Origin of the sequence: Pseudomonas sp. A34-9 (genome assembly GCF_029543085.1) — a bacterium.
Classification (GTDB): domain Bacteria; phylum Pseudomonadota; class Gammaproteobacteria; order Pseudomonadales; family Pseudomonadaceae; genus Aquipseudomonas.
Genome location: NZ_CP119967.1, coordinates 5,375,210 through 5,397,930 on the forward strand (window position 1 = coordinate 5,375,210; position 22,721 = coordinate 5,397,930).

16 protein-coding genes and 1 pseudogene are annotated in these 22,721 nt (G+C 57.8%); 5 read left to right on the forward strand and 12 right to left on the reverse strand.

All coding sequences use genetic code 11. The annotated features are described in order from the left end of the window. Positions 1-6 precede the first annotated feature (6 nt). The 5 genes from P3G59_RS23960 to rplM all read right to left on the reverse strand — a co-directional run bounded on the left by P3G59_RS23960 (position 7) and on the right by rplM (position 3,698). The gene (locus P3G59_RS23960; protein ID WP_277759224.1) at positions 7-789 is read right to left on the reverse strand and encodes a cytochrome c1; all 783 of its coding nucleotides are present in this window, start codon (positions 787-789) and stop codon (positions 7-9) included. Continuing rightward, positions 789-2,000: a cytochrome bc complex cytochrome b subunit gene (locus P3G59_RS23965; protein WP_129395442.1), complete on the reverse strand. Its 1,212-nt coding sequence runs from the start codon at positions 1,998-2,000 to the stop codon at positions 789-791. Before P3G59_RS23965 ends, P3G59_RS23960 begins: the two co-directional genes overlap by 1 nt. After that, positions 2,000-2,593, reverse strand: a complete 594-nt coding sequence (gene petA / locus P3G59_RS23970; protein WP_160059354.1) for a ubiquinol-cytochrome c reductase iron-sulfur subunit — start codon at positions 2,591-2,593, stop codon at positions 2,000-2,002. Before petA ends, P3G59_RS23965 begins: the two co-directional genes overlap by 1 nt. A gap of 269 nt (positions 2,594-2,862) precedes the next feature. Continuing rightward, positions 2,863-3,255: a 30S ribosomal protein S9 gene (gene rpsI / locus P3G59_RS23975; RefSeq protein ID WP_003205364.1), complete on the reverse strand. Its 393-nt coding sequence runs from the start codon at positions 3,253-3,255 to the stop codon at positions 2,863-2,865. Positions 3,256-3,269: 14 nt separating this feature from the next. Continuing rightward, positions 3,270-3,698 carry a 50S ribosomal protein L13 gene (rplM, locus tag P3G59_RS23980; protein ID WP_007917032.1) on the reverse strand — a complete coding sequence of 143 codons (429 nt, stop codon included), beginning with the start codon at positions 3,696-3,698 and terminating at the stop codon, positions 3,270-3,272. Between the two features lie 245 nt (positions 3,699-3,943). On the opposite strand from rplM, the gene P3G59_RS23985 reads away from it, so the two are divergent. Further along, positions 3,944-4,984, forward strand: a complete 1,041-nt coding sequence (locus P3G59_RS23985) for an NADP(H)-dependent aldo-keto reductase (protein WP_277759226.1) — start codon at positions 3,944-3,946, stop codon at positions 4,982-4,984. A gap of 135 nt (positions 4,985-5,119) precedes the next feature. Here the strand turns inward: P3G59_RS23985 and P3G59_RS23990 are convergent, their stop codons facing one another. Further along, positions 5,120-6,256 (reverse strand): acyl-CoA dehydrogenase family protein, encoded by a 1,137-nt coding sequence (locus P3G59_RS23990; RefSeq protein WP_277759227.1) that lies wholly within the window; start codon positions 6,254-6,256, stop codon positions 5,120-5,122. 250 nt (positions 6,257-6,506) lie between these two features. Between P3G59_RS23990 and P3G59_RS23995 the strand changes: the two genes are divergently transcribed. Then, positions 6,507-7,403: a GlxA family transcriptional regulator gene (locus P3G59_RS23995; protein ID WP_242206864.1), complete on the forward strand. Its 897-nt coding sequence runs from the start codon at positions 6,507-6,509 to the stop codon at positions 7,401-7,403. Between the two features lie 140 nt (positions 7,404-7,543). Here the strand turns inward: P3G59_RS23995 and zapE are convergent, their stop codons facing one another. The 3 genes from zapE to P3G59_RS24010 form a co-directional block, all read right to left on the reverse strand. Further along, positions 7,544-8,638, reverse strand: a complete 1,095-nt coding sequence (gene zapE / locus P3G59_RS24000; protein WP_277759228.1) for a cell division protein ZapE — start codon at positions 8,636-8,638, stop codon at positions 7,544-7,546. A 90-nt stretch (positions 8,639-8,728) separates the two neighbouring features. Then, positions 8,729-10,084, reverse strand: coding sequence for a tryptophan--tRNA ligase (locus P3G59_RS24005; protein ID WP_277759229.1), 1,356 nt, complete (start codon positions 10,082-10,084; stop codon positions 8,729-8,731). Positions 10,085-10,108: 24 nt separating this feature from the next. Next, on the reverse strand, positions 10,109-10,738 hold the full coding sequence (locus P3G59_RS24010) for an alpha/beta fold hydrolase (protein ID WP_277762198.1): 630 nt from the start codon (positions 10,736-10,738) through the stop codon (positions 10,109-10,111). Positions 10,739-10,882: 144 nt separating this feature from the next. On the opposite strand from P3G59_RS24010, the gene P3G59_RS24015 reads away from it, so the two are divergent. Then, positions 10,883-11,317 (forward strand): DUF1043 family protein, encoded by a 435-nt coding sequence (locus tag P3G59_RS24015; protein ID WP_277759230.1) that lies wholly within the window; start codon positions 10,883-10,885, stop codon positions 11,315-11,317. Between the two features lie 259 nt (positions 11,318-11,576). On the opposite strand, the gene P3G59_RS24020 is transcribed toward P3G59_RS24015, so the two are convergent. Next, positions 11,577-12,314 (reverse strand): OmpA family protein, encoded by a 738-nt coding sequence (locus tag P3G59_RS24020; protein WP_277759232.1) that lies wholly within the window; start codon positions 12,312-12,314, stop codon positions 11,577-11,579. Between the two features lie 117 nt (positions 12,315-12,431). After that, on the reverse strand, positions 12,432-13,076 hold the full coding sequence (locus P3G59_RS24025) for an MBL fold metallo-hydrolase (protein ID WP_277759233.1): 645 nt from the start codon (positions 13,074-13,076) through the stop codon (positions 12,432-12,434). A 198-nt stretch (positions 13,077-13,274) separates the two neighbouring features. On the opposite strand from P3G59_RS24025, the gene P3G59_RS24030 reads away from it, so the two are divergent. Beyond that, entirely contained in the window at positions 13,275-19,001 is a 5,727-nt protein-coding gene (locus P3G59_RS24030; protein ID WP_277759234.1) for a M10 family metallopeptidase C-terminal domain-containing protein, read from the forward strand. A gap of 144 nt (positions 19,002-19,145) precedes the next feature. After that, positions 19,146-19,818 (forward strand): annotated as a pseudogene (locus tag P3G59_RS24035) (transposase domain-containing protein). Positions 19,819-19,871: 53 nt separating this feature from the next. On the opposite strand, the gene P3G59_RS24040 reads toward P3G59_RS24035, so the two are convergent. Continuing rightward, a complete protein-coding gene (locus P3G59_RS24040; RefSeq protein ID WP_277759235.1) occupies positions 19,872-22,604 on the reverse strand; it encodes a LuxR C-terminal-related transcriptional regulator in 2,733 nt (910 codons plus the stop codon). Positions 22,605-22,721: the final 117 nt, after the last annotated feature.

Genomic DNA, 22,721 nt, shown 5'->3' on the forward strand with positions numbered 1-22,721 from the left:
AGCGTATCAGTGCACGTCTTTCCAGTATTCACGCTTGAGCAGGTAGGCGAACACAAAGAAGAACGCCAGGTACAGCAAGACATAAGTACCGATGCGCTGATGTTGCAGCTTAACCGGGTTAGCCGAGTAAGCCAGGAAGGTTACCAGATTCTTGACCTTCTCATCGAACTGCTCTGCATTCAGAGTACCGGTCTTCGGCACGATGGTCAGCTGATCACACGCTTCATGCGTCAAAGGCGTGCCGGTCAGCGGATCGTATTGCTTCTTGCCGTCCTCGACGATCTGCACTTGTTTGCAACCCACGACCTGACGACCTTGCAGGCCGACCAGCACGTTAGGCATGCCGACGTTCGGGAAGACCTTGTTGTTTACACCCCAGGGACGTGCCGGATCCTCGTAGAACGAGCGCAGGTAACCGTAAAGCCAGTCAGTACCACGCACGCGCGCCACCAGGGTCAGGTCCGGTGGTGCCGCGCCGAACCAGGTCTTGGCGTCAGCCGGCTGCATGCCAATGTTCATGTGATCGCCGATCTTGGCGCCAGTGAACACCAGCTTCTCCAGCATCATCTCGTGAGGAACGCCCAGATCATCGGCAACCCGCTCGTAACGCTGGAACTTGGCACTGTGGCAACCCATGCAATAGTTGGCAAAGGTACGCGCGCCATCCTGCAAAGCCGCCTTGTCGGAAACGTCGATGTCGACCTTTTCCAGCTCAGGACCACCGTGTTCAGCGGCAAAGGACAGCACAGGCAAAGCAGCAAAAATCAGAGCAAAAAATAACTTTTTCATCAGCCAGTCACCCTTTCCGGAACCGGTTTGGTCTTCTCGAGCCTGGTGTAGAACGGCATCAGAATGAAGTAGGCGAAGTACAGGAAGGTGCAGACCTGCGATACCAGAGTCCGCTCAGGCGTCGGGGCCAGTACGCCCAGAATGCCGAGAATCACGAACGAAATGCAGAACACCAGCAGCCAGATTTTGCTCATCCAGCCTTTATAGCGCATCGATTTGACTGGACTGCGGTCCAGCCATGGCAGCACGAACAGCACCGCAATCGCCGCGCCCATGGCAATCACGCCCATGAGTTTGTCGGGGATCGCCCGCAAGATTGCGTAGAACGGCGTGAAGTACCAAACCGGGGCAATATGCTCTGGTGTCTTGAACGGGTTGGCTTGCTCGAAGTTTGGTTTTTCGAGGAAGTAGCCCCCCATTTCCGGGAAGAAGAACACAATAAAGCAGAAGATAAACAGGAACACCACGACACCGACAATGTCTTTCACGGTGTAGTACGGGTGGAAAGCAATGCCGTCCAGCGGGATGCCGTTTTCGTCTTTGTGCTTCTTGATATCGACGCCATCAGGGTTGTTCGAACCCACTTCGTGCAACGCCAGAATGTGCAGCACCACCAGACCGAGAATGACGATCGGCAGCGCGACAACGTGCAAGGCAAAGAAGCGGTTCAGGGTGATGCCGGAGATCAGGTAGTCACCACGAATCCACTGCGTCAGGTCGTTGCCGATCACCGGAATCGCACCGAACAGCGAGATGATCACCTGGGCACCCCAGTAGGACATCTGGCCCCACGGCAGCAGATAACCCATGAAGGCTTCGGCCATCAGCGCCAGGTAAATCAGCATGCCGAAGACCCAGACCAGCTCGCGCGGCTTCTGGTACGAACCGTAGAGCAGACCCCGGAACATGTGCAGATAAACCACGATGAAAAACGCCGAAGCGCCGGTCGAGTGCAGCAGACGCAGGATCGAGCCGTACTCGACATCGCGCATGATGTATTCAACGGAAGCGAAGGCTTCTTCTGCCGACGGCGTGTAGCTCATCGTCAGCCAGACACCGGTAACGATCTGATTGACCAGCACCAACAGCGCCAGGGAGCCGAAGAAATAGAAGAAGTTGAAGTTTTTTGGAGCGTAATACTTGCTGAGATGGTCTTCCCACATTTTGGTCGCAGGAAAGCGCGCATCAACCCAATCCATGAACTTGCTCATCACGCTTTCTCCGTATCGACGCCAATGACAATCAGGTCATCGGTCTCATAGGAATGCGGGGGAACTGGCAGGTTCAAAGGCGCAGGTTGCGACTTGTAGACGCGGCCAGCCAGATCGTAGTGGGAACCGTGGCAAGGGCAGAAATAGCCACCGACCCAGTCTTTACCCAGATCCGCAGGTGCCACTTCGGGACGGAAGGTTGGTGAGCAACCCAGGTGTGTGCAGATCCCGATCAGCAGCAGAATTTCCGGCTTGATCGAGCGCACTTCAGGGTCGACATAGGTAGGTTGCGTGGAGTTTTTGGAGGTTGGATCGGAGAGCTGGCCCTCGATCTTCTTGAGATTCCCCAGGATTTCCGCAGTACGGCGGACAATGAACACCGGCTGGCCGCGCCATTCAGCAATCATCTGCTGTCCTGGCTCGATTTTGCTGATATTCACTTTCACCGGTGCACCGGCGGCTTTCGCCTTGGCACTGGGAAACCATGACCCCACGAACGGGACCGCAGCCCCCACCGCTCCTGCAGCACCCACCACGGATGTGGCTGCTACCAAGAAGCGACGCCGGCCTGCATTCACGCCGTCATTGCTCATTCAGTCCTCTCCCATCAGCTTTTGTGGCCTGTTAAATCAGGCATCTACTAAATAAATCAATGTTACTTATAAAAATTTTGCCGAATGGTAATGAAAAGCCCCAATTCTGACAAGGGAATTACCCGGAGCTCTTACCCTCAAGCCTTGCAGTATAGGGGGTCTACGGAAGTGGCAAGTTGTCGCAGCGCAATTCTTTGATAAATCACAGGCATAAAAAAACGCCCGCTTCCGTGAGGAGGCGGGCGTTCTTTTTGAACGTGGAAGCGGAATTAACGCTTCGAGTACTGCGGACGCTTACGCGCTTTACGCAGACCAACTTTCTTACGTTCAACTTCACGGGCGTCGCGAGTAACGAAGCCAGCTTTGCGCAGAGCGCCACGCAGGGTTTCGTCGTAGTCCATCAGAGCGCGAGTGATGCCGTGGCGGATTGCGCCAGCTTGACCACTTACACCACCACCGATCACGGTGACGTAGATGTCGAACTTCTCGACAGTCTCAGTCAGCTCCAGCGGCTGACGAACTACCATGCGAGCAGTTTCGCGGCCGAAGAAGTTATCCAGCGAACGGTTGTTGATGGAGATGTTACCAGTACCCGGACGCAGGAAAACGCGTGCGGTTGCGGTCTTGCGACGGCCAGTGCCGTAATTTTGAGTCGCCGACATAATGTACTATTCCGTTAAAACTTCAGTTCTTGGGGCTGCTGAGCAGTATGTGGGTGTGCAGCGCCCGCATAGACTTTCAGCTTACGGTACATGTCGCGACCCAGTGGGTTTTTAGGCAGCATGCCTTTAACCGCGGTCTCGATCACGCGCTCAGGGGCTTTAGCGATCAGCTTTTCAAAGTTGATCGACTTGATGCCGCCCGGGAAACCGGAGTGGGAGTAGTACATTTTGTCAGTGGTTTTAGCACCGGTAACACGAATCTGCTCAGCATTGATTACGACGATGTAGTCGCCGGTGTCAACGTGAGGAGTGTACTCAGGCTTGTGCTTGCCACGCAGACGGCTCGCGATTTCGGTGGCCAGACGACCCAGGGTCTGACCAGCAGCGTCGACGACAAACCAGTCGCGCTTTACTGTTTCCGGTTTAGCAGTAAAAGTTTTCATTCTTTATAGCCTCAGGGGCCGCCCTGTAAATTAGACGGCGGATCTTACTGAATAGTGCGTACTTTGACAAGTCAAAGGCAGCCGGATACAGACGCTTTCGGGGGCTCGGGTCGGCGCGTCCGTTCAACGGCAAGATTCTTCGGCGGCGGCGCATCACTTCCACTGCAGAAAGAGGTCGGCAATTATGCAGATTGCGAAAAATATTTCAACCTGCTTTTATGATTGTTTTGCCCAAGGAGCACCCGATGGACTATCGCCAGCTAGGCCGTACCGACCTGAACGTGAGTGCAATCTGCCTCGGCACCATGACCTGGGGCGAGCAAAACACTGAAGCTGAAGCCTTCGCGCAAATAGAAAGGGCCAAAGAGGCCGGGATCAATTTCATCGACACCGCCGAGATGTACCCGGTGCCGCCGAAAGCCGAAACCTACGCCACCACCGAGCGCTACATCGGCAATTACTTCAAAAGCCGCGGTGATCGCGCCGACTGGATCCTCGCCAGCAAAATCGCCGGCCCGGGCAACACCATCGACTACATCCGCGACAAAAACCTGCGCCATAACCGCCAGCACATCACCGCCGCGGTGGATGCCAGCCTCGAGCGCCTGCAGACCGATTACATCGATCTGTATCAACTGCACTGGCCGGAGCGCAGTACCAACTTTTTCGGACAACTGGGCTACAAACACAAGATCGAAGCCAACCTGACGCCGCTCGAAGACACCCTCGAGGCACTCGACGAACAGGTGAAGGCCGGCAAGATCCGCCACATCGGCCTGTCCAACGAAACGCCATGGGGCACCATGCGTTTTCTCGCACTGGCCGAAGCCCGTGGCTGGCCGCGCGCGGTGTCGATCCAGAACCCGTACAACCTGCTCAATCGCAGCTTCGAAGTAGGCCTGGCGGAAATCGCCATCCGCGAACAGTGCGGTCTGCTGGCCTATTCGCCGCTGGCGTTTGGTTTTCTTTCAGGCAAATACGAAGGTGGTGCTCGCCCGCCCAAAGGCCGTCTGAGCCTCTACAGCCGCTTCAGCCGCTATTTCAACGCTCAGTCGGAAGCGGCGTGCAGCCGTTATGTCGCATTGGCCCGTGAACACGGTCTGGATCCTGCGCAAATGGCGCTGGCGTTCGTGACGCAGCAACCGTTCGTCACCAGCAACATCATTGGCGCGACGACGCTGGAGCAACTGCACAGCAACATTGCCAGTTTTGATCTGAAACTTTCCGATGAAGTGCTGGCGGGGATCGAGGCGATTCACAAGGATCATCCGAACCCGGCGCCTTGATCTGCCGCTAAAAGCTTCTGATCGTTCCCACGCTCTGCGTGGGAATGCATCCCGTTACGCTCCGCGTCACATCCACAGCGGAACGCAGAGCGTCCCCGGCGGCATTCCCACGCAGAGCGTGGGAACGATCAAAGCTTAGAGTGAACGCGCAATGATCTCCTTCATGATTTCATTGGTCCCCGCATAAATCCGCTGCACCCGCGCATCCGCCCACGCCCGGGCTACCGGGTATTCCCACATGAAACCGTAGCCGCCATGCAACTGCACGCACTCGTCGAGCACTTTGCATTGCAGATCGGTGCCCCAGTATTTGGCCATCGCCGCTGTCGGCACATCCAGCTTGCCTTGCAGGTGCAGCTCCAGACACTTATCGACGAACACTCGGCCGATCTGGATTTCCGTGGCCATCTCCGCCAGCTTGAAGCGGGTGTTCTGGAAGTCAGCAATCGCCTTGCCGAAGGCCTTGCGATTACGGGTGTAATCAAGCGTCCATTGCAACGCCGCTTCAGCTGAAGCCAGGCCACCGATCGCTACAGTCAGACGTTCCTGAGGCAATTCCTGCATCAGATAGGCAAAGCCTGCGCCGGCCTGCCCCAACAAATTTTCCTTCGGCACACGCACGTCCTGGAAAAACAATTCCGAGGTGTCCTGCGCCTTCATGCCGACCTTCTCCAGGCGCTTGCCCTTGTCGAAGCCCGGCGTATTCGCTTCGACCAGAAACAGGCTGGTGCCCTTGGCGCCGGCCTTCGGATCGGTCTTGGCGACGACGATCACCAGGTCCGCGAGAAAGCCGTTGGTGATGAAGGTTTTCGAACCGTTGATGACATATTCGTCACCGTCCAGCACAGCGGTGGTCTTCACGCCTTGTAGGTCGGACCCCGCACCCGGCTCGGTCATGGCGATGGCTGTGACCATCTCGCCCGAAACCAGTTTCGGCAGATATTTGTGCTTCAGCGCCTCACTGCCGTAATGCAGGATGTACGGCGCGACAATGTCCGAATGCAGCGAAAATCCAATGCCGGTCAGGCCCAGTCGACCGACCTCCTCGATCACCACTGCGCTGTACAAAAAGTCCGCCCCCAACCCACCGTACTCTTCAGGGAGGTGCGAGCAGAGCATCCCCGCCTCCCCTGCCTTGTTCCAGAGTTTGCGGTCGATATAGCCTTGCTTCTCCCATTGCGCATGAAACGGCACCGCCTCTTTTTCGAGGAAGGTTCGTACGCTGTCGCGAAACAATTCGTGCTCGGGGCTAAACAAGGTTCTGGGGATCATGCGGCACCTTTCTTTGTTGTTGGAGGGAGATGACCTTCAGAGACTAAGCCTCCCCTCTGACACAGGACACTGGACACATCCGACAAAAAATAAGACGATCCAGCCGTCTGGTGACCACTTTCCCTTATAAAAACAAAACAAAAGTTGAATTATGTCCAAGCAAGTCTCCACGCCCTTGCGGCGCGTCAGCATCCTGGCAATCGACCGGGTTTTCGCCTCCACTCTCATGCAAGCCAAGGATTTCTTCCACCTGGCCAGCCTGCGTTATGGCAAACAATTGGGCCACGGCCTGACGCCAGCGTTTGAAACACGCCTGGTCAGCCCCGACGGCAAACCAGTGAACAGCTTCAGTGACGTCGTGATGCCGGTCGACGGTGGCCTGGAAAACGCCGATGTCATTATCCTCCCGGCGTTCTGGGACGATTTCGATACGCTGTGCAGCCGTTATCCACAAGTCCTGCCGTGGCTGCGCGAACAACACTCGCGCGGCGCCGTCTTGTGCGGCGAAGCCACCGGCGTGTTCTGGCTGGCCGAGGCCGGTCTGCTCAACGGCAAGGAAGCGACCACCTACTGGCGCTTCTTCAATGCGTTCGCCGAGCGCTTCCCCAAGGTTTATCTCAATCAGGACAAGCACCTGACCGACGCCGACAACTTGTATTGCGCCGGCGGCACCACGTCAGCCTGCGATCTTTACATTTACTTGATCGAGCGTTTCTGTGGGGCCAATGTCGCGCAAGCCGTAGCCCGCGACATTCTCTATGAAGTGCAGCGCAGCTATTCGCCGGGACGCATCGGTTTCGGTGGGCAGAAACTGCACCAGGACGTGATCATCCTGCAGATCCAGCATTGGCTCGAAGAGCATTTCGCCGACAAGTTCCGCTTTGAAGACGTGGCGCGCGAGCATGGCATGAGCATCCGCAATTTCATGCGGCGCTTCCAGACCGCCACCGGTGACAAGCCGCTGCATTACCTGCAACGGCTGCGTATCGAGACGGCGAAAGGCTTGTTGTCCGGCAGCCGCAAGAGCATCAAGACCATCAGTTATGAGGTCGGTTACGACGACGCGAGCTTCTTTGCGCGGTTGTTCCGTCAGCACACTGAACTGTCGCCAAACCAGTATCGGCAGCAGTTTCAGCAGGCTGCCTAAAAGCAAAAGATCGCAGCCTGCGGCAGCTCCTACAGAATGGCGTACACCTGTAGGAGCTGGCGAAGCCTGCGATCTTTTGATCTTCAGCGCACAAAAAAGGGCCTGCAATAGCAGGCCCTTTTTCCTTGCCGAAAATCCGCTTAAGGCTTGTGCGCCCGCGACAGGAATTCGTGCGATTGCATTTCCAGCAGTCGGCTCAGCGTGCGCTGGAACTCGAAATTCAGACGACCACCGGTGTACAGATCCTTCAACTCGACTTCAGCCGAAATGATCAGCTTGACGTTACGGTCGTAGAATTCGTCGACCATGTTAATGAAACGACGGGCGATGTCGTCGGTGGTCACGCTCATCTGCTCGACACCGCTGAGCAGCACGGCGTGGAAGATCTTGCCCAGTTCGATGTAGTCGTTCTGGCTACGTGGGCCATCGCACAGTTCACGGAAGTCGAACCAGGCCACGTCGTCGCATGTGCGCAGCGCTCGGATCTCGCGGTTTTCGATGATCAGCACGTCGTTCTCGACCGCTGCGGTGCACTCTGGCGTCAGCGCACGGAAGCTCTTGCGCAGGCTTTCGTGGGACGCTTCGTCGAGCGGGAAGTGGAACAGCTCCGCTTGTTCGAGGTGCCGCAGACGGTAGTCGACGCCGCTGTCGACGTTGACGATCTCGGTGTTCTGCTTGATCAGCGCAATCGCTGGCAGGAAACGCGCCCGTTGCAGACCGTCCTTGTACAAACCGTCCGGCACGATGTTCGAGGTCGCGACCAGGGTCACGCCATTCTTGAACAGCTCTTCCATCAGCGTGCCGAGGATCATCGCGTCGGTGATGTCGGAGACGAAGAATTCATCAAAGCAGATCACCCGCGACTCGGTCGCGAAGCGCTTGGCGATGATGGTCAGCGGGTTTTTCTCGCCGCCGAGGGTTTTCATTTCTTCGTGCACACGCTTCATGAAGCGGTGGAAGTGGGTGCGGGTCTTTTCCTTGAACGGCAGCGCTTCGAAGAAGGTGTCGACCAGGTAAGTTTTACCGCGACCTACGCCGCCCCAGAAATACAGGCCCTTGACCGGCGCCTGATCTTTTTTGCCGAACAGTTTGCTCAGCAGACCCGGCTTGTTCTGATCGGCGGCGATCAGATCCTCGTACAGACGCTGCAAATGACGCACAGCAGTTTCCTGCGCAGCGTCATGGAAGAAGTCCGGGCGTTTCAGATCAGCTTGGTATCGTTCTAGGGGCGTCATAATTCGTTAGCAAGGCAACAAAAACGGGCCGTCACTGTAGCGACGGCCCGTGGGAATGGCAATCGGCCCTTGGTCGGACCGTGCCGCCGATTAGTCCTGAACCGGGGTCAGCGCAACGCGCAGAGCCGCAATGGCCGCGTCCCGCGCAGCTGCGTCGGCGAATGCCGGGCTGTCGCCAACGCACTCGCCTTCCAGCCAGACGCTGAAGCTCAGGTCTACGCTGCGCACGTCCAGCGCCTGGCCGGATTGCAGTTGCTTGGTCACTTGGCCGGCGGCTTTGCCATCAGCAAAGTTGCGCGACAGCAGCAGTTGCTCGCCATCGGCTGCCAGCAGACGGAAACGGAAGCTGCCGTCGTCCTCACGGAAGCTGACGAAACGCGCGGCCTTCGCGGCTTTCTTCTTGGTGGTCGCAGCGACTTGCACCTGATTGACGAAGGAACGCAGGCCGACGGCTTCGCGCAGTTCGTTGAGGAACGGCGTGGCAACCGCTCGGGCCTTTTTCGCACCGATCTGCAGAATGTCTTCCAGATCAGCCGGACGCTCGATCAACTGGTGATACTTGTCGCGAGCCTCGCCGAGTTGGTTGTCGAGCAACTGGAACAGACGGTTCTTCGCCTCGCCCCAACCCAGACCGCCGAGCAGTTCGCTGCGGAATTCGTCAGCCTGCGCCGGCGTGGCGAAGGCCTGGAACAGAGTGAACAGGTGCGAGTTGTCCGGATCTTTCGCTTCGCCAGGCGCTTTGGAGTCAGTGACGATCCGCGAAATCGCGTCCTTCATCTCTTTGGCGCTGGAGAACAACGGGATGGTGTTGTCGTAGCTCTTCGACATCTTGCGACCGTCGAGACCTGGCAACGTCGCCACGCTCTCTTCGATCAGCGCTTCGGGCATGGTGAAGAATTCTTTGCCCTGACCGAACAGGTGATTGAAGCGCTGGCCGATGTCGCGGGCCATCTCAACATGCTGGATCTGGTCACGACCGACCGGCACTTTGTGCGCGTTGAACATCAGGATGTCCGCCGCCATCAGCACCGGGTAGCTGTAGAGGCCCATGGTGATACCGGCGTCCGGGTCTTCACCGGTTTCGACGTTCTTGTCCACCGACGCCTTGTAGGCGTGCGCACGGTTGAGCAGGCCCTTGGCGGCCACGCAGGTCAGCAGCCAGGTCAGCTCGGGGATTTCCGGGATGTCGGACTGGCGGTAGAAGGTCACTCGGTCGACATCGAGGCCACCGGCCAGCCAGGTCGCGGCGATTTCCAGGCGCGAGCGCTGGATGCGCAGCGGGTCATCGCATTTGATCAGGGCGTGGTAGTCGGCCAGAAAGTAGAACGAATCGGCATTGCTGTCGCGGCTGGCGAGGATCGCCGGGCGGATGGCACCGGCGTAGTTGCCCAAGTGCGGCGTGCCGGTGGTGGTGATGCCGGTGAGGATACGGGTACGGTTCGTCATGGGTAATCGCTTGTCAGACTGCAATCAATTCGAGAGACGCGGCAGGATCAGATCCTTGAGATCGGTCAGCTTGCCATGAAAAAAGTGTCCGCATTCTGCCACTTTCAGCAGCTCATGGGGGCGCTGGAGTTGCTCGGACCAGTCGTAAACCAGCTGCGGATCGATGACTTCGTCGGTTTCCGGCTGGATCACGGTGAGTTCGCCGTGTTGTGGCAGTTGATCCTGCTCGCCAAGACGCATCACCGCAGGCGCAACCATGAACAGATGTTTTAGCTGCACGCCTTGGGCTTCAAGACGACCGCCGAGACTTGCTGCAACAAATCCGCCGAAAGAGAAACCGAACAGCGTCAGTGGCAGATCCGGGTGTTTTTCCCGTAGCCATGCGGCAGCAGCCTGGGCGTCATCGACTTCGCCGGTGCCCATGTCGTGCGTCCCTTCGCTGGCACCAACGCCGCGATAGTTGAAGCGCAAGGTGATCAGGCCTGCGTCGCGCGCGGTGCGCTGCAGGGTCGAGACGACCTTGTTGAGCATGGTGCCGCCCTGCACCGGGTTCGGATGGCAGATCAGCGCGATGCCGTTTGGCTGCTCGTTATCCAGGTACAGCGCTTCGATTTGGCCGACTGGGCCATCAATCACTACAGGGGTTTCACGCATCAGCAAGGAAGGAACTCCGTGACCTCGAATCGGGTCGACTCGTCTAGCAAATTGTCTGTGCCAATCTATTGCGAGTGAATCGCGGTATACAGCGCAGGTTCGAGCCGTTAACGTAAAGCAAAGCCGTTTATAGAGGAAGGACTCGTGGAACACTCGCTCTTAGTTTGGTTGTTACCGACTCTTGCCCTGGTTGTGGGTGTCGCCATTGGATTCCTGATCGCGCGCGTTGCGCCGAACGCCGCACCGAGCCGTACGCAGCGTCAACTGGATGATATCCAGGAGCGTTTCGACAGTTATCAAAACGAGGTGGTCACCCACTTCAACAGCACCGCGACGCTGGTCAAGAAACTGACCCAGAGTTATCAGGAAGTGCAGGATCATCTCGCCGAGGGCGCCAATCGTCTGGCCCTGGACGAGCAGACCCGCCAGCGCCTGATCGCCGCCCTGCACGCCGACGCAGCAGTGGCGCCACGCGAACGCCTGACGCCACCGCGCGATCAGGAGCCACCACGCGACTACGCACCGAAGACCCCGAACTCGCCGGGCATGCTCGATGAGCACTATGGTTTGAAGAAATAATCAGCCTTCGCTGATAAAAAAGCCCCCGGACAATTGTGTTGTCCGGGGGCTTTTTTGTGCCTATTGAGTTTGTGTTACCTGCACAGGCCCAGTAACCCTGTAGGAGCTGTCGAGTGAAACGAGGCTGCGATCTTTTGATCTTGTTGTCAAAGCTAAAGATCAAAAGATCGCAGCGTGCCGCAGCTCCTACAGGGCGACTGCGTTCAGGCAAAAAAATGCCCGATCACTGGACCGGGCATTTCTTCATTCAGCTCTTCAGTTACGGATACTGCTGAACCGTACCCGGCTGCGGTTGCTGCTGACCACCATACTGCTGGCCCGGGATCGCCTGCAGGTTGACTTCAACCCGGCGGTTCTGCGCCCGGCCATTGACGTCACCGTTGCTGGCAATCGGGTTATCCGGACCGGCGCCTCGCGCCGACAGGTTGGCACCGCTGACACCCTGTGAAGTCAGGTAGGTCGCCACACTCTGCGCACGACGCTGGGACAGGTCCATGTTGTGCTGGCGGCTGCCGGTGCTGTCGGTGTAGCCGACGATTTCGATCTGGTTCTGGTTGAACTCTTTCAACGAACTCGCCAGGTTGTTCAGTGGCTGATAGAAGCTGGACGCGATGTTCGCCGAATCAGTGGCGAACGTGATATTGCCCGGCATGATCAACTTGATCTGATCACCCTGACGCTGCACCTCAACGCCAGTATTGGCCATACTCGCGCGCAGTTTGGCTTCCTGTTTGTCGGCGTAGTAACCGTAACCGGCAGCGGATGCACCCACCACAGCGGCACCGATCAAGGCCCCTTTGCCGCGGTTGTTGTGGTCGATGGCGGCACCGGCGAGCGCACCGGCCAGGGCGCCGAGGCCACCGTACTTGGCGGTTTTGCTCATGCCTTGCGAGCCACCGTCGGCCTGCCCCTGATTGTCATACGGGTTGGGCGAAGCACAGCCGGACAGCAAGGCCACGGCAGTAGCGACAATAATCAAACGACGCTTGGTGAACATGGAGAGCTCCTGGTTTTTGCATTCTGTGATGCAGCGGGCCACTTGGCTAATGGACCTGCGCGGGCGTTGGATCGTGACAATGCACAAAAATTCCGCCGGGCACTCGTGACAAAATATTTAGGCGCGCACAAACGGGTTTTCGCGCATCTCGTCACCCAGACGCGTATCCGGCCCATGTCCGGTCACCACGGTCGCATCCTCGTCCAACGTGTATAGCCGCTGCTTGATCGAACGCACGATGGTCGCCTGATCACCGCCCCACAAATCCGTGCGCCCTACGCCGCGACGAAACAACGTGTCGCCGGCTATCAACAGCTTAGCCTCGGAAAACCAAAAGCTCATGGAACCGGGTGTATGCCCCGGCGTGTGCAGTGCGACGCCGCAGCCGCAGGCCAGTTCTTCGTCATCGCTGAGCCAGCGATCCGGCGATGGCACCGGAACGTATGGCACACCGAACATCTGGCATTGCATTTCGAGGTTGTCCCAGAGGAACTGGTCTTCTTTGTGCAAATGCAGGGTCGCGCCGGTCTTTTCTTTCATCTGCCCGGAGGCGAGAAAGTGATCGAGATGCGCATGGGTGTGAATGATGCTGACGACTTTCAAACCCAAAGCATCGACGCGCGCCATGATGAGATCAGGGTTGCCGCCCGGGTCGACGACGATGGCTTTTTTGGTGAGCGGGTCGCCGATGATGGTGCAGTTGCACTGAAGTGGGCCGACGGGGAAGGTTTCGCGAATAAGCGCAGGACCTGGAACGGACATGAAGAATCCTCGGAAGCAAAAAGCGTTAGCTCAGGATTCTACTGCACACGCCGATACATGACGCCAGGTCAGTAATTTGACGCCATACATCAGAAAATGATGGCCCAATGATGTCAAACATACAAATTCTGGTGCAAAATCGCATTTTTTTGTAGCGGTCGCATTCAGGAAGGGCCGCAGCGCACTCAGGAACCTCGTATGCCTACACCAACGACTTATTCTTTTAGCTTCCCTTCCTCGCTGACTGGCAACAAATCTGTCGACAGCCTAATTTCAGGCACCTATTGGTTAGGCTCCAACTGGAGTCCGTTCGGCACTACCCAGCTCAGCTACAGCTTTATTTCCGAAACCACTTCGTACTTTGCCACCAAATATAGCCCTGATAATGAGTACACCGCTGCGTATGCACTGACTTCCGCACAGCAAAACGCAGTCATTGGCGCGCTGAGTGCCTGGAGTGCTGTTGCAAATATCAACTTCACACTGACGACCGATAACCTTTCTAACGTCGGCGACTTGCGCTTCGGCGGTTACTTGTCGATGGATCCGAAGACCGCCGCATGGGCTTACTTTCCCGACGATACCCCAAGGGGCGGGGATGTATGGATTGGCCCGGCGACGAACAGTGCTAACCCGGTCCAAGGCACCTATGACTACCTGACCTTTGTACATGAAATCGGTCATGCGCTGGGCCTGAAGCATCCGTTCTCCCCAAGTGCGAGCAATACGTTGCTGCTCGACCCCGCGCTGGACAGCGTCTTTTACACCGTCATGAGTTACAACGACTCGTACTCTTATCAACCCACTACGCCGATGCTATTGGACATACTGGCGATCCAGAGCCTGTACGGTGCCAACTCGCTTTGGCATAACGGGGATAATGTCTACAAGTGGGCACCGAACCAATCGGTATTCGAAACGATCTGGGACGCCGGCGGTAACGATACTATCGATGGCAGCAACCAGCTTCAGTCGGTGCGTATCAACCTGAATGAAGGTGCCTATAGCACCATCGGCAAAGCGTTTCTCGATCTCACGAACAATACCGCTGTTACTGATGCATTGACGATTGCTTTTGGCGCCAAGATTGAGAACGCCATCGGCTCGGCCTCTGATGACACGCTGATTGGTAACGCGCTGAACAACATCCTGGATGGCAAGGCTGGCGCCGATATCATGTCCGGCGGCGCCGGTAACGACTCTTACGTGGTCGATAACGCGGGCGACACCGTCATCGAACTTGGCACCTCTCTGACTGAAATCGATTCGGTTTTCTCCTACGTGAATTACGCCCTGGGAAGCAATCTCGAGAATCTGATATTGCTCGGCAGCGATAATCTCAATGGCACCGGCAATACCCTCAACAACACCATTACCGGCAACGCTGCCAACAACATCCTCGACGGTGGCGCCGGCATCGACACCCTGATTGGCGGAACCGGCAACGACACTTACATCGTCGACAACACCCAGGATGTAGTCGTCGAAACCAGCGCCCTGACCAATGAAATCGACACCGTGATGGCGTCGGTCAGCTACACCCTCAGTGCCAACGTCGAGAACCTGACCCTCACCGGGATCATGAACACCAACGCCAGCGGTAACGCCCAAAACAATGTGTTGACCGGCAACAGCGGCAACAACATCCTGAACGGCGATGGCGGTCTGGACACCCTGATCGGTGGAGCTGGCAACGATACCTATCTGGTCGATCAAGTCGGCGAACTGGCTCTGATCCAGGAGTTGGCCAGCGAAGGTCTGGACACCTTATACATCGGCTACACGCCAACGCCGCAGACCAGCACCGTCGATCTGAACATCAGCAGTTTGCGCAACATCGAAAACGTCACCCTCCAGGCTGTCGGCGCGTTTTCGGTCTTGGGCAACGACCTGAACAACACCCTGCTCGGTAATGCTCAGGCCAACAACCTTCAAGGCGGTGCCGGCAACGACATCCTCAATGGCGGCGCCGGTGTCGACACCCTCAGCGGTGGCACCGGCGATGACACGTATATCGTCGACAATGCCAACGACATCGTCATCGAAGCGGCCAACGAAGGCGTCGATCTGGTCCAGACCACCGTCAGCTACGTCTTGTCCGCCAATATCGAAGCTGGTCAGATTCTGGGCTCCGACAGCCTCAACCTGGTCGGCAACGACCTGAGCAACACCTTGACCGGCAACAGCGCCAACAACATCCTGGATGGCAAGGCTGGCGCCGATATCATGTCCGGCGGCGCCGGTAACGACTCTTACGTGGTCGATAACGCGGGCGACACCGTCATCGAACTTGGCACCTCTCTGACTGAAATCGATTCGGTTTTCTCCTACGTGAGTTACGCCCTGGGAAGCAATCTCGAGAATCTGATATTGCTCGGCAGCGATAATCTCAATGGCACCGGCAATACCCTCAACAACACCATTACCGGCAACGCTGCCAACAACACCCTCGACGGTGGCGCCGGCATCGACACCCTGATTGGCGGAACCGGCAACGACACTTACATCGTCGACAACACCCAGGATGTAGTCGTCGAAACCAGCGCCCTGACCAATGAAATCGACACCGTGATGGCGTCGGTCAGCTACACCCTCAGTGCCAACGTCGAGAACCTGACCCTCACCGGGATCATGAACACCAACGCCAGCGGTAACGCCCAAAACAATGTGTTGACCGGCAACAGCGGCAACAACATCCTGAACGGCGGTGACGGTCTGGACACCCTGATCGGTGGAGCTGGCAACGACATCCTCAATGGCGGCGCCGGTGTCGACACCCTCAGCGGTGGCACCGGCGATGACACGTATATCGTCGACAATGCCAACGACATCGTCATCGAAGCGGCCAACGAAGGCGTCGATCTGGTCCAGACCACCGTCAGCTACGTCTTGTCCGCCAATATCGAAGCTGGTCAGATTCTGGGCTCCGACAGCCTCAACCTGGTCGGCAACGACCTGAGCAACACCTTGACCGGCAACAGCGCCAACAACATCCTGGATGGCAAGGCTGGCGCCGATATCATGTCCGGCGGCGCCGGTAACGACTCTTACGTGGTCGATAACGCGGGCGACACCGTCATCGAACTTGGTACTTCTCTGACTGAAATCGATTCGGTTTTCTCCTACGTGAGTTACGCCCTGGGAAGCAATCTCGAGAATCTGATATTGCTCGGCAGCGATAATCTCAATGGCACCGGCAATACCCTCAACAACACCATTACCGGCAACGCTGCCAACAACATCCTCGACGGTGGCGCCGGCATCGACACCCTGATTGGCGGAGCTGGCGATGACACGTATATCGTCGACAATGCCAACGACATCGTCATCGAAGCGGCCAACGAAGGCGTCGATCTGGTCCAGACCACCGTCAGCTACATCTTGTCCGCCAATATCGAAGCGGGTCAGATTCTGGGCTCCGACAGCCTCAACCTGGTCGGCAACGACCTGAGCAACACCTTGACCGGCAACAGCGCCAACAACATCCTGGATGGCAAGGCTGGCGCCGATATCATGTCCGGCGGCGCCGGTAACGACTCTTACGTGGTCGATAACGCGGGCGACACCGTCATCGAACTTGGCACCTCTCTGACTGAAATCGATTCGGTTTTCTCCTACGTGAGTTACGCCCTGGGAAGCAATCTTGAGAATCTGATATTGCTCGGCAGCGATAATCTCAATGGCACCGGCAATACCCTCAACAACACCATTACCGGCAACGCTGCCAACAACACCCTCGACGGTGGCGCCGGCATCGACACCCTGATTGGCGGAACCGGCAACGACACTTACATCGTCGACAACACCCAGGATGTAGTCGTCGAAACCAGCGCCCTGACCAATGAAGTCGACACCGTGATGGCGTCGGTCAGCTACACCCTCAGTGCCAACGTCGAGAACCTGACCCTCACCGGGATCATGAACACCAACGCCAGCGGTAACGCCCAAAACAATGTGTTGACCGGCAACAGCGGCAACAACATCCTGAACGGCGGTGACGGTCTGGACACTCTGATCGGTGGAGCTGGCAACGACATCCTCAATGGCGGCGCCGGTGTCGACACCCTCAGCGGTGGCACCGGCGATGACACGTATATCGTCGACAATGCCAACGACATCGTCATCGAAGCGGCCAATGAAGGCGTCGATCTGGTCCAGACCACCGTCAGCTACGTCTTGTCCGCCAATATCGAAGCGGGTCAGATTCTGGGCTCCGACAGCCTCAACCTGGTCGGCAACGACCTGAGCAACACCTTGACCGGCAACAGCGCCAACAACATCCTGGATGGCAAGGCTGGCGCCGATATCATGTCCGGCGGCGCCGGTAACGACTCTTACGTGGTCGATAACGCGGGCGACACCGTCATCGAACTTGGCACCTCTCTGACTGAAATCGATTCGGTTTTCTCCTACGTGAATTACGCCCTGGGAAGCAATCTTGAGAATCTGATATTGCTCGGCAGCGATAATCTCAATGGCACCGGCAATACCCTCAACAACACCATTACCGGCAACGCTGCCAACAACACCCTCGACGGTGGCGCCGGCATCGACACCCTGATTGGCGGAACCGGCAACGACACTTACATCGTCGACAACACCCAGGATGTAGTCGTCGAAACCAGCGCCCTGACCAATGAAATCGACACCGTGATGGCGTCGGTCAGCTACACCCTCAGTGCCAACGTCGAGAACCTGACCCTCACCGGGATCATGAACACCAACGCCAGCGGTAACGCCCAAAACAATGTGTTGACCGGCAACAGCGGCAACAACATCCTGAACGGCGGTGACGGTCTGGACACCCTGATCGGAGGAGCTGGCAACGATACCTATCTGGTCGATCAAGTCGGCGAACTGGCTCTGATCCAGGAGTTGGCCAGCGAAGGTCTGGACACCTTATACATCGGCTACACGCCAACGCCGCAGACCAGCACCGTCGATCTGAACATCAGCAGTTTGCGCAACATCGAAAACGTCACCCTCCAGGCTGTCGGCGCGTTTTCGGTCTTGGGCAACGACCTGAACAACACCCTGCTCGGTAATGCTCAGGCCAACAACCTTCAAGGCGGTGCCGGCAACGACATCCTCAATGGCGGCGCCGGTGTCGACACCCTCAGCGGTGGCACCGGCGATGACACGTATATCGTCGACAATGCCAACGACATCGTCATCGAAGCGGCCAACGAAGGCGTCGATCTGGTCCAGACCACCGTCAGCTACGTCTTGTCCGCCAATATCGAAGCTGGTCAGATTCTGGGCTCCGACAGCCTCAACCTGGTCGGCAACGACCTGAGCAACACCTTGACCGGCAACAGCGCCAACAACATCCTGGATGGCAAGGCTGGCGCCGATATCATGTCCGGCGGCGCCGGTAACGACTCTTACGTGGTCGATAACGCGGGCGACACCGTCATCGAACTTGGCACCTCTCTGACTGAAATCGATTCGGTTTTCTCCTACGTGAGTTACGCCCTGGGAAGCAATCTCGAGAATCTGATATTGCTCGGCAGCGATAATCTCAATGGCACCGGCAATACCCTCAACAACACCATTACCGGCAACGCTGCCAACAACATCCTCGACGGTGGCGCCGGCATCGACACCCTGATTGGCGGCACAGGAGCCGATACCTTCGTGTTCGCTGCAGTCAATGAAATGGGCATCGGTGCCAATCGCGACGTCATCACCGACTTCAACAGCCTGCAGGGCGATAAGATCGACCTGACGAAGTTCGATGCCAATCTGCTGAGTGCCGGCGTCAACGGTTTCAGCTTCATTGGTGCGAATGCCTTCACGGGTGCGGGGCAGTTGCGCTTTGTTGATCACGTCCTCTCGGGCAACGTCAGCGGCAACGCCGGTGCGGACTTCGAGATCCAGCTGGTGGGTGTGAACAGCTTCAGCGCCAACGATCTGGTGGCCTGATCCAACTGCTACCCGACCTGCTCGCGGGTCAGGACATCAACAAAAAACGCCCCGATTATTCGTAATGCTGTTCACTTAAGCATTTGGATCCTCGCCGGGCTTCTTCGAAAATCCGATGCCAGATCTCTGGCATCGGATTTTTTTATGTCTGTTCAACGGGACTTGCTCGACCTCGGCGACCTTTTCAACTTCTGTGGACTTGAGCACTTAACTCAAAATATCCCAATCGAGTGCGTCGCGTCTGCGCTGGATTTGTCCAGCCAGGCCACTATCCGGCGGCGTCGCTTGCCTGCCGACCAAGTGCTCTGGCTGATGCTCGGCATGGCATTGTTTCGCGACGAACATGTTCATGAAGTCGCCCGGCGCTTGAACATCTGCGCCCAAGGTCTAGCTTCTGATCATCTGTTGGCCCGTAGCGGAGTGACCGAGGCCCGCAAGCGGCTTGGCGCCGAACCGGTTGAGTGGTTGTTTCGCATAACTGGCACTCAATGGGGCGCGCAGTGCTATCGCGATGATGCCTGGCAGGACTTGCAAGTCTTTGCAGTCGATGGTGCGCTTCTGCGCACGCCGGATACGCCGGAGTTGCGAGACCATTTCGGTTCTGGAAACACCTTGGCCGACCGCCAGACTCGCCGTGCAATTGATTGTGATGGCAGCGGCCAAACCCGTTTCGGCGAAGGGCAGACGGTTAGCAGAACGAAGAAAAGGCGTTGCCGGGCTATTTCTGGATCACCGTCAAAGGACTTCAAGGCCAAGGACGATGAAGATCTCAAAAACCCGGTTTCCCTTGGATCGCAAGGCTGCTCCGCTTAAGTGAACAGCATTACCGATTATTCGGGGCGTTTTTGTGGGTGTCGATAAGCCATAGCGCTAGATCAAAACACCCAACTCCTTGGCCCGCGCCACCGCCTGAGTACGCCGTTCAACCCCTAACTTGCTGTTAATATGGCTGGCATGGGTTTTCACCGTATGAAGCGAGATGAACAGTTGCTCGCTGATCTGCTGGTTCGAACAGCCTTGGGCGATCAGGCGTAGCACTGCAAGCTCCCTGCTGCTGAGCTGTTCAGCGGCGCCAGACTCGACGACTGGACGCGTTGCGGCAGGCGGAAAATATTCCAGCAATTGTTGCCCTGACAATGTCGGTGAAGTCTGCAGCTGCCCGCGCAACCAGTCCGTGTGCCCCTTCACCAAGCCATCGAACGGCTGCAACACGCCACCGGCCGCCGCCTCCAGCGCCTGGTGCAGCGCCTTGCGCGCTTCCGGCTCCCGCCCCCCAACCAGCAACAATGCCACTTTCTGCGTCAATGCCATCACGCTGAGCAGCTGTCGCCCGGTTTGCTGACCATTTTCATGCAACACGTTCAAACGCCCTTCGGCGAGCATCGGCTGCCCCTGAATCATGTCCAGCAACGCCTGTTGCAGTTCAACATGCAAGGGCAGCTGTGGATGAAACTCTGGCGGCGCGGCAGCGCGTTCGCCCGTGTACGTCTGGCCAAGTCGCGCCAGCCACGCCTCGGCCAGATCGGTGCGACCCTGCGCCAGCCACAGTTCGCATTTGACCAGGGTGATCATCGCCAGGTAGTAGATCGGCGGCACGTCCCAGATGTGCATCAGGCGTTCGGCTTCGGCGAGTTCGGCGAAGGCCTTGGCGAACTCGCCGCTGCTGCCATCCAGACGCGCGATGACGCAATGGCCGATCAATACGCTGATGTCGCGACAGGCCCGCGCCTCGCCGATTCCGGCCAACAAGCGCACACGTGCGGCCTGAGGCTGCAAGCGCATCGCCAACAGAAACCCCTCGTACAGGGTCAGCCGCGCGCGCACCGCATACAAACGTTGCGGCGACAGGCCGCGCAACCGCTCCAAGCCCTGATGGACTTCATCGAGTGCACGCAGAATTTCACCGCGGGCCTGCAACACCCGCGCACGATCGTAGTGCGCCAACGCTTCGAACAACGGGTTGCCAACGCGCTGCGCCAACTCCAGCGACTCTCGGTTAAGGCCGCGGGCGCGCCATAGGTCACCGTCGGCAATGGCCAGATTGGACAAGGTCGATAGACACATCAGCCGCTGGCCATAGCGCTTGGCCGGCAGACTTTCCAGAGCCTCGGTGCAATATCTGATCGTCAATTCTCGATGCCCACGACCGCGAGCGATGATCCCGCTCAGCGCCAGCCATTGCGCGAGCATCGACTTCTGCGCGGTAGCGGAAGGTGCCGGCAGGAAGCGGCTCAAGTGGCTGGACAATTCTTCGGCGGCATCGAGCTGACACGCCAGCCCGAGCGCCCAGCTGTACAACACGATCAAGCGTGGCGTGCTGATCAACAGGCTGTCGGGCAAGTCCATTTTCCAGCGCAGCAGCATGCCGACGTTTTGCTCGGCCAGCAGTTGCTCCTCCGAGAGGTTCTGCACCAGGTTTGCGGCGACATCGAGGTGACCGGCGCGCAACGCTTGTTCAACCGCTTCATCCAGCAACCCCTGTGCGTTGAACCAGCGACAGGCACGCAGATGCAGCGTGGCCGTCGGTACCATCGCTTGGGCAATCGGCCGGCTGCGCAATAAATCAGAGAATAAATGGTGATAGCGATACCAGTGACCGTGCTCGTCCAGCGGCACCAGAAAGACCTGATGGGCCAACAGGAAACGCAGAATCTCGGCGCTGTCGTGGGCTTCGCGCACGGCGTCGCACAGTTCGCTGCAAAAACGCTCTTGCGGTGCGGTGTCATAGAGGAACGCCTGCACTTCGGCGGGCAGACAATCGATGACTTCTTCCAACAGGTAATCGCGGATCAGCCCTTCCCCGCCATTCAGCGCTTGCGGCAACGCCGCATCGCTGCCCGCCTCGGACACCGCCAGCAGCCAGAAACGCAAACCGGCGACCCAGCCTTCGCTGCGCAGGATCAGGTTTTCCAAGGCTTCGCCGCGCAGGGAGCTGCTGTGGCGATCAAGCAGCGTCAGGGCTTCATCGTGGGTCAGGCGCAGGTCCTGTTCATGCAGCTCCAGCAGTTGCCGCGACAGACGCAAGCGCGCCAGATGCCAGTCCGGGCGCTGACGACTGGTGACCATTACCAGCAAGCCATCAGGCAGATGATTGAGGAAAAACTGCAGGCAACGGTCAAGCACCGGGCCTTGCGCGAGATGATAATCATCGAGCACCAGCAGCAACGGCGCAGCAGGATCGAGGTGCAGCGCCAGCTCATCGAGCAAGCCGTCGAGCCATTCTTCGAAGGCAAAGGGCTGATGGCGCTGGCGCATTTTCAGCAGGCCCAGTGCGCGACTGCCCAGTTGTGGAAAGTAGTCCTGCAAGCCTTCGAGCAGACGTTCGAGAAAGCGTCCGGGATCATTGTCGCGAGGACTCAGGCCCAGCCAGAGGCTTTGCCAATGCGCCGGCAGACTTTGGCAGAATTCCACCGCCAACGAACTCTTGCCGAAGCCGGCGGGGGCGCTGACCAGCAACAAGCGCCCACCGAGCCCGGCCTGCAGGCGCTCGCAAAGGCGTGGTCGCAAGACGTAGCCATCGGGCAACGGCGGGCGGAAAAAACGCCCGTCAAGTGCCGCGACGGCAACGCTTGCGGGACCCGGAAGTGGGGACAGATCAGTCATGGCCGGCTCTTGTTCGAATTGCTGTTGGCGGCGTTGCAGATGTCCGCAGACTAGCCTTAAACGAACCGGTTATGAAGGTTACTGCTACAAATGGCTACAAAAAGGCTACACCCACCT

Excerpts from the sequence above, each read along its gene's own strand:
- P3G59_RS24030 (WP_277759234.1), top strand. The coding sequence starts at position 13,275 with ATGCCTACACCAACGACTTATTCTTTTAGCTTCCCTTCCTCGCTGACT.
- P3G59_RS24010 (WP_277762198.1), bottom strand. The coding sequence starts at position 10,738 with ATGCGTGAAACCCCTGTAGTGATTGATGGCCCAGTCGGCCAAATCGAA.
- P3G59_RS23960 (WP_277759224.1), bottom strand. The coding sequence starts at position 789 with ATGAAAAAGTTATTTTTTGCTCTGATTTTTGCTGCTTTGCCTGTGCTG.
- petA (WP_160059354.1), bottom strand. The coding sequence starts at position 2,593 with ATGAGCAATGACGGCGTGAATGCAGGCCGGCGTCGCTTCTTGGTAGCA.
- zapE (WP_277759228.1), bottom strand. The coding sequence starts at position 8,638 with ATGACGCCCCTAGAACGATACCAAGCTGATCTGAAACGCCCGGACTTC.
- P3G59_RS23985 (WP_277759226.1), top strand. The coding sequence starts at position 3,944 with ATGGACTATCGCCAGCTAGGCCGTACCGACCTGAACGTGAGTGCAATC.
- rplM (WP_007917032.1), bottom strand. The coding sequence starts at position 3,698 with ATGAAAACTTTTACTGCTAAACCGGAAACAGTAAAGCGCGACTGGTTT.
- P3G59_RS23965 (WP_129395442.1), bottom strand. The coding sequence starts at position 2,000 with ATGAGCAAGTTCATGGATTGGGTTGATGCGCGCTTTCCTGCGACCAAA.
- rpsI (WP_003205364.1), bottom strand. The coding sequence starts at position 3,255 with ATGTCGGCGACTCAAAATTACGGCACTGGCCGTCGCAAGACCGCAACC.
- P3G59_RS24025 (WP_277759233.1), bottom strand. The coding sequence starts at position 13,076 with ATGTCCGTTCCAGGTCCTGCGCTTATTCGCGAAACCTTCCCCGTCGGC.
- P3G59_RS24040 (WP_277759235.1), bottom strand. The coding sequence starts at position 22,604 with ATGACTGATCTGTCCCCACTTCCGGGTCCCGCAAGCGTTGCCGTCGCG.
- P3G59_RS24005 (WP_277759229.1), bottom strand. The coding sequence starts at position 10,084 with ATGACGAACCGTACCCGTATCCTCACCGGCATCACCACCACCGGCACG.
- P3G59_RS24020 (WP_277759232.1), bottom strand. The coding sequence starts at position 12,314 with ATGTTCACCAAGCGTCGTTTGATTATTGTCGCTACTGCCGTGGCCTTG.
- P3G59_RS23990 (WP_277759227.1), bottom strand. The coding sequence starts at position 6,256 with ATGATCCCCAGAACCTTGTTTAGCCCCGAGCACGAATTGTTTCGCGAC.